This is a genomic window from Micromonospora sp. MP36, from assembly GCF_008119785.1.
Classification (GTDB): Bacteria; Actinomycetota; Actinomycetes; order Mycobacteriales; family Micromonosporaceae; genus Micromonospora.
Window position 1 is genome coordinate 11,399 of sequence record NZ_VSFA01000068.1, and the last position, 14,521, is coordinate 25,919.

The following is a 14,521-nucleotide window of genomic DNA, read 5'->3' on the forward strand; positions in this document are numbered from 1 at the left end:
GTCATTCCTCCGAGGTGGTGATGTGCAGGTGCGGGTGCACGGTGAGCGGAGTCATCTCCGGCAGCCGCTGAGCCAGCCGCAGGGCGAGCAGGCCGCGCCGGGCGTGGTGGTAGGCGCCGATCTCCCCGCCGTCCGAGGCGCCGGTAAGGATCCGGTCCGCTCCCCTTGCGGAGGGTGCGGTGAGCACGGGCGCGTAGTACCCGGCCGATTCGACCCCGGTGGAGCCGATCGCTGGCAGCGGGCCGCTGATGCATTGGAACGGCGGTGGGTGCGCCAGGGGGTCGTCGGCGTCGCCGAGGTGGCAGTACCGCAGGCATCCGGCCGAGGTCACGACCGCGCGGACGCCGTCCATGAACAGGCAGTCGGCGGCCGTGATGGTGTCCACCGCGACGGGCCCGACGAAGGTGCAGGCCGTCGCGCGCAGCTGGGGTGGAAACCTGTCGATCGCGCTGACGGCAGGCACGGTGGGGGGCGATGGCGGTGGTGCGCCGCAGGGGCTGAGCGGCACGCCCGCACCATCGACGATGCAGTCGGTCAGCTCGATCGGGAACGCACTCAGGTCGGCGAGGATCGGGCCGAGGTGGCAGCGGGTTGCCGCAAGGCGCAGGGTCCATGCTCCGGCCTCGACCGAGAGGGTCCGGCCCGCCGAGGGATTCATGGTGATTCCGCTCAGTGTCACGGCGTCGACGTCGGCGCCGATCTGCAGATCGCCCTCGAGGAAGACACCGGCCAGTTCAAGGTCCAGTCCCGGCGACGCGATCGACAGGGTCCCGGTGATCACCGGTGCCAGCCCCGCGGGTGCGATGATGCGCCATCGGGTGACCGTGGGTTCCGCGGTGATCGGGGCGGGCGCGGGCAGCCGGTCGTTGGTGGCGAGCCGGATCTCGACGTCGGGTCCGGGTCCGGTGTGCGTACCCGTCAGGGCCAGGGCGGCGGCGACGGCGTCGTCCAGTGTTGCCACCACCTGTTGCCCGGGCGCATGCGGATGCAGGGCGGGGTCGACCACGATCACCGTTGCGGTGCGGTCATCGCCCTCGGCCTGGCTGGCCAGTGCGCCGATTCCACCGGCGGCGGGCCGGTAGAACGTGGCCCGGACCGTTCCTGTCAGGTTTGCGCCCACCGACAGCACGCCACGGTTCGGGTCGGCCAGCACCTGATCATCGCCGGGGACCGGCCCTCCGGTGGACGGCAGGCTGGTGAGTCCGATGTCAGGCCAGTGCACCGGCAATCCGCCCACGGTGATCGCCAGGAGCATCGGATCCTCGTCACCACCGGCGGCGAGGGGATGGTCGGCGGCCAGTTCCCAGACCGGGCCGTACGTCACCTCATCGGGTGCCAGTGCCTCGATCAGCCGCCAGGTCGCCCGCAGCGGCAGCTCGCCCGGTCCCCGGGGCGGGCGCGCTGCCGGCGGGGTGCCGGGCGGGCGCTCGTCCTCGGCGTCGCTGGCGATCACCAGCGCGTCGGGGCGCAGGTACAGCGGTGTCGGCAGGCCGAGCGGATGCAACGCGAGCCGGCCGTCCGGCAGCGGGCATGCCTCGGCGAGATGGAAACCCCTGACCTGCCAGGGGAAGACAGTTGCCGTGGCGGCGGCTGGATGGTGCGAGCCGCCGGGTGTGACACTACGGCGGGCCGGGTCGAGGCCGGTGCCGGCCAGCAGGTGCTCCCGGCGGCGCATCGAGAGACTGGCGGTACGCCGGACGGGGTGCCCCAGTTGCTGGGACCAGAGTGTGGTTTGCCAGCCCTCGGTCACCCGGGTCCGCCAACCGGTCACGACGGCGGCGAAGTCCTCGATGGCCGACGGCGTTCCGCGACGGCGGCGCAGCGCGGTGACCGAGCCGATCTCGGTTCGCCCGACATCCGGTGGCAGGCCCAGGACCTGCGCCAGGTACGGCAGGGCCCAGTCGGCGGCGCTGTCGGCAAAAGCGTCATCCAGCACCCGGTCGACGTCGCTGGCCAGCTCCAGCCACTGCTCCTCTAGGGCCTGTAGCAGCGACAGCAAGATCGAGGTGCTGTCCGGCGGAACGGGAGCCAGCAGCGCGGGTGGCAGCATCGCCAGGAATCGTGCCGACGGTCCGTGGAGTGTGGTCATCCGGTCTGCACCCCCAGTGTGACGGCCCCGGCATAGAGCAGCTCGTAGGGTTCGGCCGGCAGCCGGCCCAGGGACAGGTCCCCCTGCGTCGGGGCGGTGAGCCCGCCGGTCAGTTCCAGGCCGGTGATCCCGAGGACACCGTTCACCGGCTGCGCGACGGCGATCACGTCGCTGCCGTCCAGCGGCACGCCCAGCTCACGCGGGAGGGCAGCCAGGGGGCCGGCGTCGTTGAGCAGGGTGGCCTCGACGTCGGCGGCGATCGTGGCCGCCAGCCGCCGGGGGTCGCCCAGCACGGTCGCTTTGATCGTGATGGCGCTGCTCACGGCCGCGCAGATGCACAGCGGGATGGTGGTGTCCCGGCGGGCGTCGAGGAAACCGCTGAGGGCCAGCAGTTCGGCCGGAACGGGCGGGCGGACACCGTGCGCGGTCATCCGTAGGACGGCGACGTGCAGACCGGAGCGGCCGCACGGGCATCCGGGTGGTCCGGAGCCTCGCCAGGCCACGCTGTGGGTGGTGCCGGGGACGTTGAGCGCGAGGTCGCTCAGGTCCGCCAGCCCGACGGCTCGGTCCAGGGCGCGGATCCGGGCGCCGGCCGCCCGTTGCATTCGGTGCGAGTCTTCCTGATCGGCGGCACCCGTGAGCGCGCCGACGCCGGCGATCTTGCGGATGCCGTTGACGCTGCTGACCAAGGTGTTGATCTCTGCGCTGGTGATCTCGCCGCCCAGGCCACCGCCGGTCCGCCAGGTGGCCGTGACACCTCCGCGGGGCAGCGCGCCGGCCACGCCGTTACCAAAGGTGACCACGAGCCGACCGTCAGCGGCCAGCCGTGTGGTGTAGACGAGGTCTGCGGGTGCGCGTCCGTACAGGCTGGGGACTTCGTCGTATCGGACGCCTGCGACGTCGATGACCAGGCTGCTGGTGACCGTGCCGTCGGCGCTGAGGTCGCCGGTCACGGGGCCGGTGATGATCGCTGTGGCGCCGCCCAGGGATGGGCTGCCTGCGGTCGCCGCCGGGGTGTTGAGGGTGAGTTCTTCTCTCTTTGTCGCGCCGTGTCGGATGGCCGCGATGTTGCCCGAGGCGGCGCCCCGGCTGATCGTGCCGGTGCGCGGATCGGTGAGTGAGATCAGCTGACCGCCGGGGTCGTCCGACGCGTCCAGGGCGCTGGTGGTGCAGCCGGTCAGCTCCCAGCCGATCCGCCCGTCGGGGCCGACTGTCTGCACCGCGAGCCGTTGCGGCAGCTGAGCCAACCGCGGGTGCAGCCGGGCCGTGGTCCCGGCTGGGGTGAGGTCTGGCAGTTCGTAGTGCTGGGCCACGTGCCGGTCGTCGGTGAGCAATACCGTCAAGCCGGCTGTGCGCAGCGAGTTGAGCAGCGGATGCGCCAGGCCGATCCGGGCTACCCGCTTGATGGTTCCTGGAGCCACGTGCCGGTCCATCGGGGTGATCGAGTCGACGGTGGTGACCATGCAGCCGCCGGACCCGGCGTACAGGATCAGTGTTTGTCCGATGCTGACCTGGGAGGCGTCGGTGACCAGGACGGAATTCGTGTCCCAGGGCTGAGCCTGCTCGCTGGCGGGGTAGGGGGCGGTCACGGTCTTGGCGGCGTCGCCGGAGACATAGGCCAGGGTGTCCAGCCGGTGGGCGAGGGTTAGTTCAGCTCGCAGGCGGTAGGCGGCATAGCTGGTTTCGGCAGCCTGCGGCAGCAGTGGCGCGAGCGAGCGGTCGAAGTCCAGCAGGGTGGCGCCGAGGTCGCTGGCCCGCTTGGTGACCCGGGCAATGCCGCGGACGGCCTGGCCGGTGGACCCGTAGAAGGGTGTGCCGGTCATCAGCGCGATCATCCACGCCAGCCATTCCTGCCAGGCCATGGGGAACGGCGCGGCGGCGCCTTCGGACACGAGGACAACCCGGTCGGGCGGCTGGAACCCTGGGTCGACCAGGAACCGGATCTGGTTGCCGGGTGGGGCTTTGGGAACCGGGACGGCGGTGAGGGTAAGGCCGTGCCACTCCGTGCGTAGCTGGGTGTCGACGGCCACCTCGTAGGTCTGGGCGTCGTGCTGGGGTGTGCCGGGCGCTTGCACCTGGGTTCTGGCGGGCAGCATCGGTGAGGTGCCTGGCGCGATTTCGGCCCGGATGAATCCGTGGGCGGCCGTTCGTTGCGCCGGCCGGTGGCCGACGAGGTCGACCACGCGGCGCAGGTCGGTCCATTCCTGCGCGGTGCGCAGGTACAGCTCGCCCGCGGCCAGTTCGGTGTAGGCGCCGACTCCGTCGGCCACTCGTGACCACAGCTCGGCGAGTGTGACCAGGGTCGGGTCACCGGCGATATCGAGCACGCCTGCGAGGACCCCGCCGGTGGGTGGGGCGTCGGTCCGGGGGATGGCGGCAAGCCGGGCCAGCAGATCGTCGCGCAGCGCCGTGCGGTCGGCGAGGCGGCGGCGCAGTCTGAGCAGGCCGGGCAGCGGGTCGGGCAGCGGAACGAGGGGCTTTGGCTCGATCATCGGCCACCCTCCAGGGTGAGCAGGATTCGGCCGCGGTCGGGTGCGTCGGGATTGTCGTCGCAGACTGCGACCTCTGTCGGGCCCATCGGCAGCACGGATTGAAGCGTCCCGGCGGGATCGGTCAAGCGGCGGGCCTCGGTGACGGCGACGGCGTCGACCTGAGGCAGTGCCGCGACCGCCGCGACCACCGCCGACAGATAGACGTCGGCGCCCATTCGGCCGGTGCCGGGCGCGAACAGCCCGGGTGCCTGCGCAGTTCCGGGTCGTAGGGCAGCCAGTATCGCGGCCCGGCTGGCGCCAGGGTCCGAGCCGGGATACAGGCAGACCGTGAGGGCGATCAGGATCCCGACCGGTGTGGCCACCAGGCTCACCACCTCGGTGCCGGCCATTCGTACCGCGTCGAGCGCCGACTGGACCTGGGTGGCGACCCGGGCCGATTCGGCCGGGTCGGGGGCAGGCGGCTCGTAGGCCACCACCGCGACGGGCCAGGAGCCGCACCAGGAGCGGCGTGCCGAGGCTCGCCGCACGCCCGGCACCTGCACGGCGAAGCCCGGCAGGTCCCCGGTCAGCACGGCGCGGCGGGGGACGGCGGAGTAGGCCTGCGGAGCGTCGCGTCGCACGTCGTCCAGCGGTGTGGCGTGGGCACCGCCTGAGCCGGGCGTCAGGTTGCGGGCGGTGACGGCAACGCCATCGGCGTCGCACACGTCCAGCCAGTCGCACGGCACACCGGCGGCGGTCGTACTGCGGGCCAGCCGGTGGGTGACGTTGGCCGCGACGTTGCCCGCGGGTCCAGCGCCGATTTGATACCGGGCTGAGACGACACTGCCCGCCGGGGGTGCGAGGCCGAGTGCACCGGTGCGGAAGCGCAGCGTTGCGGGCAACTCGTCGTCCGGGTCGACCACGACGCTGAACCCGGCCGGGGCTGCCCGCAACATGCTGGTCACCCGTTCGGCGTGCACCCGGGTGCCGTTGGGCAGGGTCACGGTGACGTCAAGCTGCCAGGGCCGCCCGCCGGGCGTGTGCGCGAGTCCGGGCGCGGCTTCGGGACCCGCGGCGACCATCATGTAGTCGGCGACCTCGTCGACTGCCGGGTCCGCCGGCAACCCGGTGAGCCGGTCCACCGGCACGAGGGTGGCCGGGCCGTCCACCACAAGGCCGTGGTGGGCGGGGAACAGGCCGAGCCGTGCGACGCCTACCCGCGCGCCGGCCTGGTGGTCGGCGCCGGTGTCGATGCTGCATGGCACCGGCATGGTCAGTGCCTCATGTCTGCCCCAGAAAACGCGGATCAGGTTCAGGCCCGGGCTGAGCGGGTCGGTGAAGGGGGTCACCGCGGTGACCGACACCACCTGGGCCGGTTGGCTGGCAAGGGGTTGTCGGGGCCAGTCGTCCGCCGCGGTTTCCTGCGTTCCCGTGGCCCAGTCGCGTTGGCGGGTGGTGTCGTCGACGGCGACCACTTCGAAGGCGAGCAGGGCCCCGGGTACGAGCCAGTCCCCCGCTGTGGACGCCGTGGGTGGCCGGACCAGGACGGCGCTGGTGGCTCCGACGGTGAGAGTGGCGTCGTGCTCGGTCCAGTCGTAGAGGGCAACCTCGGCGTAGCTGCTCAGCACGGTCACCGGGGCGGCGCTGTCGAGGGTGAAGCAGGTTGCTGCGCTGCTGATCTGGGTGGCGCTGCTGGGCGCGTCGGTGGCCAGGTCCCCGGGCAGTACGGTCGCTGCCGGGTCGCCGCCCGGTCGCCGCCGGACCACGACCTGCACCGTGGTACGCGCGCTGATCGCGGGATACACCGGGTAGTCCACAGCTCGGGCGTGCCGCAGAACGCTGGCGCGGCGCCGCGCGGTGGACAGCCAGCCCTCGGTGGTGACCCGGTCCAGGCGGTAGTGCAGCAGATCGCCGAGGTGGGCAAAGAGTTCCAGCGTGGTGAGGACCAGGTCCGGTGCCGACAGATCCGCGGCCGGGTCGAGGAACCGCAGCCGTTCGATGAGCATGTCCCGCAGCGCGGGATAGTCGCGCGCGAGGGTGTCGTAGTCGGGCGGGGTCAGGGCCGGCCGTGGTGGCGGGGCTTCGACGCAGTCCGCGATGTCCCCGCACTCGGGCCGCAGCCGCACCGGCAGATGGATCCGGAGCGGATCGACGTCGAGACCGGCGGGGTCCAGCCGCAGCTGGTAGACGCCCCGGCCGGGCAGGGCACCGTCCAGGGTGAGCGTGAAATGCGATGGAACAGGGGTGCCGTCGGCGTCTGTACCGGCGGGAACGATGGTCACCGCCGTGATCATGGGTCGGGGCGCCCCTGGCGCGGGCCGCAACATCCACCTTGACGGGTCGGCGTGTGATGGGGGTGGATCGCCGTAGAGCCAGACGTCGAGGAGGCGGGAGGTACCGTCGAGGCGGGTGGTTGCCGCGCGCAGGCCGATCACGCCGCCGGTGCCGTCGAACAGCGCCCGGGGCCGTTCGACGGGCGGGGCCACCGGCTGGGCGGGCAGGGTGTACTGGTCGGGACTGCTCATGGGGCCGCCCCCGGCAGAGTCAGGGTGAGGCTTCGGCTGGTGCCGGCGGGCAGCGGCCGATAGGTCACGGCTGCCGAGAGGGTGTTGTTCTCCACGGTCACCACCACCTCGATCACCTGGATGCGGTCACCGAGCGCGTCGGTCAGGCTGCCGCGCGCGCGGGCCGCGACGGTCGCGCCGAGGGCATCGGAGAGCGGCTCGAACAATGTCGACGCGCCCAGGCCCGCACCGAAGCCCGGCCGGTGGAGTCGTTCCCCGGCGCCGGTGAGCAGTACGGCGCGGACAAGGTCGTCGAGGTGCTCGAAGGAGTCGCCGGGCGACAACCGTCGCGCGGTGCCCAGCCGCCACGGCTGCCGCGCAGGCATTGCCGGCTTCCCGGAGCCTGGACTTCCAGCGGGGATCATTGGGCCGTCACCGCCACCTGCGCGGGGATCAGGACGACCGGGCCCTGCGGGACGTTGGCCGCGCTCATGCAGATGCCCGTGCTGCCGATCGTGAGGATCTCGGTGCCGCCCGCGGTAACCGACGACACGGCGGTCTTCCACTCCACGGAGACGCACGGGCTCGGGTTGGGCCCGATGGTGAACGCACAGCCGGCGATGGTTACCCGGTCGTCCTTCGTGCAGATCGCGCTTGCGGCGGATGCCGCGGTCTGGCCGGGCAAGATCGAACCTTGGCCACCGTGCGGGCAGGTGATCGTCGAGGCGCTCGTGAGCACGGGGTCGCCCATCAGCCGACCTTGAACGACTCGCCGTTGAGGGCCACCGTGGCGCCGGTCAGTTCGACCGTGGCGCCCTGCCCGTTGTCCAGCACGATGCCGTCAGCGTTGATAGTGAGCGAGGCCCCGCCGGCGGCCTTCAGGGTGATCGACTGGTCGTCGTCCGAGATTTCGACCCGGTGCCCCTTCGGGCTGACCAGCAAGATCTTCCCGGGTCCGGCCCCGTCGATGCCGTTGCCTGACGTCCAGGCCGCACCCGACCACACCGGCGGCTTGCCGAGGTCACCGCCGGGCCACTCCACCCACACGGTGGCGCCCACGGGTGGCACCAGCGCGAAGCCGGAGCCGTTACCCGCGTAGGGCAGTGATGGCCGGCACCAGCCGGTGGACTGGCTGAGCACGGATGGCACGTGAACGTCCAGCCGGCACAGGCCGGACGGATCGTCGTTGTCGACGACGACCCCTTCGAACTTGCCCCAGTACCGGTCAGGCATGCCCGCCTCCCTCCATCACGGTTTGTCCACCCTGCCGATCGACGTGTCGGTCACAGCGACACCGCCATGCTGACCGCGGCGCCGAGCTTTCCGGGGGCGCCGCCGGAGCTGAAGCTGTCGCCCAGCGCGTTGCGGGTCAGGGACAACGCCTGGGTGTGGCCGCCGGGCGTGATCGTGTGCCGGACCGACTTCACCAGCCACAGGCCGGAGATCAGCGACCCCAGCCCGCGGACGGTCACCGTGCGGCGAGCCCGCACCAGCGGCATGGACGGCGCCGACAGCGTCACCGACAGGTTCGCGCCGAAGGCGGAGCTCTCCGCCAGGACCCGCGCCGCGGTGTCCGGAGGCAGGCGGCCCGGCAGGTCGTGCTCGTCCCGCAGCACCGTGGTCGCGCCGCCCAGCGAGATCGAGCCCATGGCGTTACCGGTGCCGTCGTTTGTGGCGACCTGCTGCTCGGCCTGTCCCTCGGCGCTGTGCGTGACCTGCACCTTCTGCCCAGCCACGAGCTGCACACTCACGGACGTGGCGCCACCGAGCGAGCCGTAGCCCAGGTCAAGCGACGCCTGGGGCTCGGCCAGCGGGTCGATGCGGTCGAACACGCCGATGAGCCGGCCTTGTTCGCTGGTCACGTAGACGTCGAAATCGTTGCGGGACGCGAGCGTGCGTAGGAAACTCCAGTCCGTGCCGCGTTGATGCCGGGTGAACGTGTCGGTCCCGGCGGGCTGCGGGGTGGTGCCGACCCGCGGGGTGCAGATCGGACTGAGCAGCGATCTGGCGATGTCGGCGTCGCTGACCCCGCCCCACGGCTTGTCGTGCTCCTCGCGGTCGAGGTCTGCGCTTGCGTCCAGCCCGGCGATGGTCAGGGTGGACAGCGCGCCGGCCTGCAGGGACCAACTGGCGCTGGTGGCGCGGGACGGCACTACCAGCGAGTCCTTGCCGCGGGTCATCGCGATCTCAAACTTCGCGAACGGGGCGATCAGCGAGTCCAGCGGGGTGCTCCAGTTGCTGGTGTCGTCCACGCCCGCCGAGACCACGATGCTGACCTGCGTCTGCGCGCCCATCGCCTCGTTGACGTCGACGCTCTGCACACGATCCAGCGCCGAGGAGGGCAGCGGCTTGCCGTCAAGGGAGACGGTCACGGACGTGTCGCTCATCGCTCGGTCACCTGCCCGCCCTGCCGGCCCGAGCCGGCCACGGCCGGGTCGGCCCGGTGGTGGCTCGCTTCGTCACCCGCACGGCTGGCCGTCACTCAGCCGGTATCGCAAGAACAGTGCCGGGCTCGGTGGCGCGCAGCGCGTCGGCGTAGGGGTTGCTGTCGGCGATCCGCCACCAGCCGGTGCTGTCACCCAGCCCGGCCGCCGCCAGCAAATCGATTCGATCGCCGTCGCGCACCTGGTAGGTGATGGCAGCGGGAAGCGTGGCGGCGACCCGCGGAACGCCCATTGGTCGGGTCGACCCGTCGTCCTGGGGCACGCTGATCGTTGCCTGACCGGCGTATCGGGAGGCGGTCATAGCATCAGCTCCACACCTTGGGCGACCCCGGCGACAGCCAGGGTGCTGCGGGTGGCCTGGTAGGCCTGGGCGAGGAAGCCGGCCATCTTCAGCCCGCTGTCCAGGTCGGACGGCCGCAGCACGGTCAGACCGAGGTCGACTGAGGCCTGCACCGGCAAGAGTCCTGCGTTGAAGCCGGTCTCGTGGGCGCTGAAGCTGGTGATCCGCACCGGCACGATGCGGGTCAGGCTCCAGGCCAGGACGACCAGTGGCAGCGACGGCGCGGGGATGGGTCCGCCGCTGGCACTGCCGCCGGTCAGCGCGGACACCGCACCGCTCAGGGTACCGATGGCGCCGAGCACGCCGAGGTTGTCGGCCGGTTCCATCATCGCCTCGATGGTCGCGAGCATGGGCTGCACGCCCATCAGGCCGCTGATCGGCTTGTCCACCGCGTCCACGGCGTCCAGCTCAATCTTGAGCGTGTACGCCTCGACCGGGGCGTTCGGTACCCGCAGCGCTGGACCGCCCGCAACGCCGGCGGCCACCGTGATCGTCCGGGTGATCTCTGCGGGGTTGTACTGGAATGGGACGGCCGTCGGCACCAACCCGATGTTCGGATCGGAGAACGAGATCAGCATGCCGCGCATCAGCATCGGGAAGGACCTCCAGCGGTGGTGGTCAGTGCGGTGACGGCGTTCGCGACAGCCTGCGCGAGGGCAGTTTCCGGCCCGGCGGGCAGGGCCCGGCCGGCGAGCGCCGCCTCGATGGTGGGACGAATCAGGCCAGGGTTGGGTGCGCTGTCGACGTCGACGTCCAGCCGAGGGATCTGCGGGCCGCCCGTGGAACTCGTCATCGGTTACCTCCTCGGAAATCAGCCGCGGCGGCGACTGCCGCGGGGGCCCAGGTCCGGCCGCTCTTTTCCAGTTCGCGCTGCACGGCCCGATGCAGATGGACGGCCTCGATGCGCGGCTGCGTCTGCCCCGCCGCCCGGACGTCGTCAGTCGCGAAGACCAGCGCCGCGAGAGCGGCGGCCCGGATCGACGACGGGGACAGCTCGGCGCCGGCCACGTCGTCGAGATCCACGCCTTCGCCGAGCCGCTCGGAGGGCAACAGCGCCGCCCAGATCGCTTGCCGCGCGACGTGATCGGGCAGTTCGAAGCGCACCGACAGCCGCAGCCGCCGCTGGAACCCGTCGTCCAGTGCAGCAGGCCGGTTACTGGTCAGCACCACCAAGCCCTCGTGCAGCTCGATCCGCTGCAGCAGGTGGTCAATTTCGAGGTTCGCGTAGCGGTCGCGGGCGTCGTTCACCTCGGCACGGCGGCCGAACAGACCCTCCGCCTCGTCGAACAGCAGGACGGCCCCGGCCCGCGCGGCCTCAGTCAGCACGCGGTCCAGGTTGCGGGAGGTCTCCCCCAACCACTTGCTCACCAGCTGGGCCAGGTCGACAATCCACAGGTCGCGATCCAGCTCGGCGGCGACCGCCTCGGTGGCCGCCGTCTTGCCGGTGCCGCTCGGGCCGTGCAGGAGCACGGCGACACCCCGGCCGCGCACGCCGGCCCCCGGCAAGGCCGTCAGCGCCTCGTCGCTGTGCCGCGCGTGCGCCAGCAGGTCGCGGAGCCCGGCCCGGGTGGCGTCCGGCAGCACCAGGTCGTCGAGCCGCAGGGACGGTGGAACGAGCCGGGCCATCCCGTTAAGCGTGTGCTGCGGATGCCGCCGTACGGCCGCGTGCAGATCGTCCAGGGTAAGGTGACGACGTTGTACATCGGCAGCCGCCTGGGCGGTCGCATGCAGGGACTGGATGGTTGCTTCGGTCAGCCGCATGCGGGCCGAGAGTTGGCCCGCGGCGCGGGTGTCCAGACCGGCCGATCCCAGCACCCGACGCCATGCCTTGGCCACACCCGCCGAATCGATCGCGGCGACGTCCAGCACCTGCCATCCGGGTGCGGACGGAGCGCCCGGCGCCGTCAGCCGCAGCACGGCCCCGGACGTCTCGTCGGCTGACCAGGGCAGCACGAGGCCGAGCCGCTCCAGCAGCCGGGTCTGCGCGGGTGGCCTTTCGCTACCGTCATCGAGGGCCCGGTCCAGCCGCGCGGCGATGGCCCGGGCAAGCACGGGGCCATCGTCGGCGTCCGCGCACCGCAGGCTGAGCCGGTTCCCGGCGGCGATCAGCAGGCAGGCCTGGTCGGCCGTCGAGCGCAGCCGGGCGGGCAGCGGGACCGGCGGTTCGGCGGGCGGCCGCCAGCCGTCGACCAACAGCGCGGCAGTTTCAGTCAGGCGCACCGGCGCGGCGGCGTCGGCGACCGGCTGCAGCAGGCCGATCGCGACCGGACCGGAGTCCTGCGGCAGCGCCAGCGGGATGAACAGTCCATCGGGCTCGAGCAGCAGCCTGAGCGCCGACAAGCTCGGGTAGCGGCGAGAAGCGTCGTCGTGGACCCACCCGAACGCCGCTGCCAACTGCGGGTCGGCCACCGCCCACCAGGCTGCGGCGATCATGGCCTCTGCGCTCTGCGACAGCCCCAGCTTCGGGAAGAGGTCCACCGGCTCGTGCACCGTCCTCGCGGCAGCAGTCGGGCGAAGCCCGATCCCGGCTGCGGTCAGCATCTCCGGATGGCCCCCCGCGTGGTCCCAGATCTGACGGTACTGGCGCATCAGCCGCTCGAAGGCGTCCCGAAGCAGCTTGAGGTAGCCGAGGGTCAGGTCCGCCGGTACCACTGCCTCGACCGCAGCTTCCGCTCCGGTGACGCTGTCCGGCGCGGCCGGAGTCGCCGCACGGGACGGGGTTCCGGTGCGCACGCCCGGAGGACGCAGCTCCTGCATCATGGCGCCACCGCCAGCAGCAGGGGGCGGCCGGTGACCGTGCCGGACTCGACGCTGACCGGGATCCGGCGACCGGCGAACGCCGCCACGCCCGCTGGCACCATCACGGTCACCGTGGTCGGGTTGATCCGCGTGTACGGCACCGCCACGCCGCCGAAGGCGACCCGGCCCTCGGGCAGCACGTGCGCCACCGTGAGCGTGGCCTGCTGTCCCGGCTGCAGTGGTGCGCCGGCGCCGCGAACAGCGGGGGCCACCGTCAGCCCAGCTCCGGCCGTTCCGGCAGGCAGGCCCGAGGCCAGGTTGGTGACGTCCAGCGCCCGGCGGCCGGGCACCAGTTCCGCGTTCGGCAGCATCACGGTCAGGCCAGCCGCGGTGGGGTGAGCGGTCAACGCCCACGGCCCGGTGCTGCGCGTGGTGGCAGGGTCGGGCCGGCCGTCGGTGGGATCGTCCGGGTCGCCAGCGGCTCGGGACAGGGTGACGGTGACCTGCCCGCCGAGCCCGGTCACCGCGACCGAAATCTGATCGCCGAACGAGGCCGCGACGGGCGCGACACCGGCGATCCGGGGTCCGGCGGATGGACTGACCGCGATCCGGCGCTCCTGCACGGGCGGGCCGGGCGAGAAGGGCACCGGCGACGGCACGATCACGAGGCTCACTTGGTAGGCCACGGACAGCCGAAGCGACTTCAGGCCGCTGGCCCACAGCCCGGTGATGGTCTCCAGGGGCACCGTGTCCATCGTGATCCGCAACGGCTCGACGAGGCCGTCGAAGGCGTTGGCCACGACCTGGCTGACCGTCTTGGCCGGGCTGGACGTGATCAGCGTGTCCGGGCCCAGCACCGCGCGTTCGTGCAGCAGCATCATCACGGCGGTCAGCGCGTTGTGGGCCGGCGGCACCTCGTTGCCCGTGGCATTCAGCTCGCCGGGGTCGGCGGACAGCAGGTAGTGCAGCGTTAGCGCAAGGGGCGGGCGTCCCCGGCGGGTGGTCCAGCCGGTCTGCGGTGGCTCCATGTTGATCAGCGCCGGCGCCGGCGTGACCCGGTAGAGGAACCAGTTCAGCCGGGCGGTGGTGTCCTTCGGCCGGTCGAGCGGTCCGGTGCTGACTCCGATGCTGCTGCCCACCACGTCCCGGGTCATGGCGACCAGCACCTCGTCGACGCCGGTCAGTACCGGTGCGGGTGCGGGAAGGACGCTCATCGGGCACCAGCCGGATTGGCCCAGGGGCCCCGGCGCGCGGTGAGCCCCCCGGCGTAGGGCGAGAGCAGGCTCAAGGGGTCGGGTGGCGCCTGGACGGGAGCCGCCTGGTGCACATGGATCTCGCCGATCGTGACCGGCGGGTGCGCCGGCAGCCCGGCGTGATGCACGGCGGTCAGATCCGGATGCGGTTCGGCCTGGCCGCCCGGCTGGGCCGGCACCGCTGCCTGCTGGGTCCGTTGTCCTACGACGTTCACGTCCGGTCCCGGAGTCTGCATCGTCTCGCCTCGGGCACGGTCCATCGGGTGCGGACCGTGCCCGGCGCCGTCGCCGAGGTCGCCGTAACTCACAGGCGGGCGGCCCGCACGTGATGTCAGCGGCGGGTCACCGCCGCGGGACTGTTCGCCTTCCCGTCCGGCAGCCGGACGGGCCCCCGGTCCGCGCTCGAGGTGGTGGCTCAGGTCGGGGCTGAGGCGGCGGCTTCGCCGATCCGCCGCGGCATCACCGGCCACGGCATAGGCATCGAGGGTCGCCGGTAGTGCCTTGACGACCTCCACCCTGCTGGGGTGGCGAACCCGCGCGTCCCTGGCCGCTCGTGCGGTGGAAGGTATCCCTGCCGCTGGGCTGATCGGGTCGGTGTGCACGGGCAGCGCGGCGGCCCCGCGCGAGCCGGCGGTCACGTCGCCGGAGCCGGGCCGGCCTGGGAGACGCTGGGTGGTCCCG

Annotated in this window: 13 protein-coding genes; all 13 read right to left on the reverse strand. The window is 72.3% G+C overall.

The window, feature by feature from the left end; all coding sequences use genetic code 11:
- Window position 1 precedes the first annotated feature (1 nt).
- The 13 genes from FXF52_RS29660 to FXF52_RS29720 all read right to left on the reverse strand — a co-directional run bounded on the left by FXF52_RS29660 (window position 2) and on the right by FXF52_RS29720 (window position 14,355).
- Window positions 2-2,089 (reverse strand): hypothetical protein, encoded by a 2,088-nt coding sequence (locus FXF52_RS29660; protein ID WP_148801655.1) that lies wholly within the window; start codon window positions 2,087-2,089, stop codon window positions 2-4.
- On the reverse strand, window positions 2,086-4,581 hold the full coding sequence (locus tag FXF52_RS29665; protein ID WP_148801657.1) for a hypothetical protein: 2,496 nt from the start codon (window positions 4,579-4,581) through the stop codon (window positions 2,086-2,088). Before FXF52_RS29665 ends, FXF52_RS29660 begins: the two co-directional genes overlap by 4 nt.
- Window positions 4,578-7,085: a hypothetical protein gene (locus FXF52_RS29670; protein ID WP_148801659.1), complete on the reverse strand. Its 2,508-nt coding sequence runs from the start codon at window positions 7,083-7,085 to the stop codon at window positions 4,578-4,580. Before FXF52_RS29670 ends, FXF52_RS29665 begins: the two co-directional genes overlap by 4 nt.
- A complete protein-coding gene (locus tag FXF52_RS29675) occupies window positions 7,082-7,450 on the reverse strand; it encodes a hypothetical protein (RefSeq protein ID WP_148801661.1) in 369 nt (122 codons plus the stop codon). Before FXF52_RS29675 ends, FXF52_RS29670 begins: the two co-directional genes overlap by 4 nt.
- A gap of 35 nt (window positions 7,451-7,485) precedes the next feature.
- Window positions 7,486-7,815, reverse strand: coding sequence for a hypothetical protein (locus tag FXF52_RS29680; protein ID WP_148801663.1), 330 nt, complete (start codon window positions 7,813-7,815; stop codon window positions 7,486-7,488).
- Window positions 7,815-8,297 carry a phage baseplate assembly protein V gene (locus tag FXF52_RS29685; RefSeq protein ID WP_148801665.1) on the reverse strand — a complete coding sequence of 161 codons (483 nt, stop codon included), beginning with the start codon at window positions 8,295-8,297 and terminating at the stop codon, window positions 7,815-7,817. The genes FXF52_RS29680 and FXF52_RS29685 overlap by 1 nt, the downstream gene beginning before the upstream one ends.
- Before the next feature lie 50 nt (window positions 8,298-8,347).
- Window positions 8,348-9,451, reverse strand: coding sequence for a phage late control D family protein (locus FXF52_RS29690; RefSeq protein ID WP_148801667.1), 1,104 nt, complete (start codon window positions 9,449-9,451; stop codon window positions 8,348-8,350).
- Window positions 9,452-9,542: 91 nt separating this feature from the next.
- A complete protein-coding gene (locus FXF52_RS29695; protein WP_148801670.1) occupies window positions 9,543-9,809 on the reverse strand; it encodes a LysM domain-containing protein in 267 nt (88 codons plus the stop codon).
- A complete protein-coding gene (locus tag FXF52_RS29700; protein ID WP_148801672.1) occupies window positions 9,806-10,441 on the reverse strand; it encodes a hypothetical protein in 636 nt (211 codons plus the stop codon). The genes FXF52_RS29695 and FXF52_RS29700 overlap by 4 nt, the downstream gene beginning before the upstream one ends.
- Window positions 10,435-10,641 carry a hypothetical protein gene (locus FXF52_RS29705; RefSeq protein ID WP_148801673.1) on the reverse strand — a complete coding sequence of 69 codons (207 nt, stop codon included), beginning with the start codon at window positions 10,639-10,641 and terminating at the stop codon, window positions 10,435-10,437. The genes FXF52_RS29700 and FXF52_RS29705 overlap by 7 nt, the downstream gene beginning before the upstream one ends.
- Window positions 10,638-12,608 (reverse strand): ATP-binding protein, encoded by a 1,971-nt coding sequence (locus FXF52_RS29710; RefSeq protein ID WP_148801675.1) that lies wholly within the window; start codon window positions 12,606-12,608, stop codon window positions 10,638-10,640. Before FXF52_RS29710 ends, FXF52_RS29705 begins: the two co-directional genes overlap by 4 nt.
- A complete protein-coding gene (locus tag FXF52_RS29715) occupies window positions 12,605-13,801 on the reverse strand; it encodes a DUF4255 domain-containing protein (RefSeq protein WP_148801677.1) in 1,197 nt (398 codons plus the stop codon). The genes FXF52_RS29710 and FXF52_RS29715 overlap by 4 nt, the downstream gene beginning before the upstream one ends.
- Window positions 13,798-14,355, reverse strand: coding sequence for a hypothetical protein (locus tag FXF52_RS29720; RefSeq protein ID WP_148801679.1), 558 nt, complete (start codon window positions 14,353-14,355; stop codon window positions 13,798-13,800). Before FXF52_RS29720 ends, FXF52_RS29715 begins: the two co-directional genes overlap by 4 nt.
- Window positions 14,356-14,521 lie beyond the last annotated feature (166 nt).